At 62.1% G+C, this 1,136-nt stretch carries 1 protein-coding gene; it reads left to right on the top strand.

Going from position 1 to position 1,136, the window contains the following annotated elements; all coding sequences use genetic code 11:
* A partial coding sequence (tuf, locus tag ACR0LD_RS19000; RefSeq protein WP_480638479.1) for an elongation factor Tu occupies positions 1-1,131 on the top strand: 1,131 nt, incomplete at its 5' end.
* Positions 1,132-1,136: the final 5 nt, after the last annotated feature.

The raw sequence follows: 1,136 nt of genomic DNA, 5'->3' as shown, positions 1-1,136 counted from the left end.
GGCACGATTGGCCACGTTGACCACGGCAAGACGACGCTGACCGCAGCAATCACCAAGTATTTCGGCGACTTCAAGGCGTATGACCAGATTGACGGTGCGCCGGAAGAGAAAGCGCGCGGCATCACCATCTCGACCGCCCACGTGGAATACGAGACCGACAACCGCCACTATGCGCATGTCGACTGCCCCGGCCACGCTGACTATGTGAAGAACATGATCACCGGTGCGGCGCAGATGGACGGCGCGATCCTGGTTGTGAACGCCGCTGACGGCCCAATGCCGCAGACCCGCGAGCACATCCTGCTGGGCCGCCAGGTTGGCATCCCGAAGATGGTCGTGTTCCTGAACAAGGTTGACCAGGTTGACGACGAAGAGCTGCTGGAACTGGTTGAGATGGAAGTTCGCGAACTGCTGTCCAGCTACGACTACCCCGGCGACGACATTCCGATCATCGCAGGTTCGGCTCTGGCCGCGATGGAAGGCAACAACCCGGAAATCGGCGAGAACAAGATCCGCGAACTGATGGCGGCCGTTGACGAGTACATCGACACCCCCGAGCGCGCTGTTGACCAGCCGTTCCTGATGCCGATCGAAGACGTGTTCTCGATCTCGGGTCGCGGTACCGTTGTGACCGGTCGTGTCGAGCGTGGTGTGATCAACGTTGGCGACGAGATCGAAATCGTCGGCATCCGCGACACGCAGAAGACCACCTGCACCGGTGTCGAGATGTTCCGCAAGCTGCTGGACCGCGGTGAAGCCGGCGACAACATCGGCGCCCTGCTGCGCGGCGTTGACCGTGACGGCGTTGAGCGTGGCCAGGTCCTGTGTAAGCCGGGCTCGGTGACTCCGCACACCAAGTTCGAAGCCGAAGCCTACATCCTGACCAAGGAAGAAGGCGGCCGTCACACTCCGTTCTTCGCGAACTACCGTCCGCAGTTCTACTTCCGTACGACTGACGTGACCGGCACCGTGACCCTGGCCGAAGGCACCGAGATGGTCATGCCCGGCGACAACGTGTCGTTCGGCGTTGAGCTGATCGCCCCGATCGCCATGGAAAACGGTCTGCGCTTCGCCATCCGCGAGGGCGGCCGCACCGTCGGCGCCGGCGTCGTGTCCAAAATCATCGAGTAAGGCGC

This window comes from Ruegeria sp. BF8 (assembly GCF_056538625.1).
This window is presented reverse-complemented; position numbering and strand designations above follow the sequence as displayed.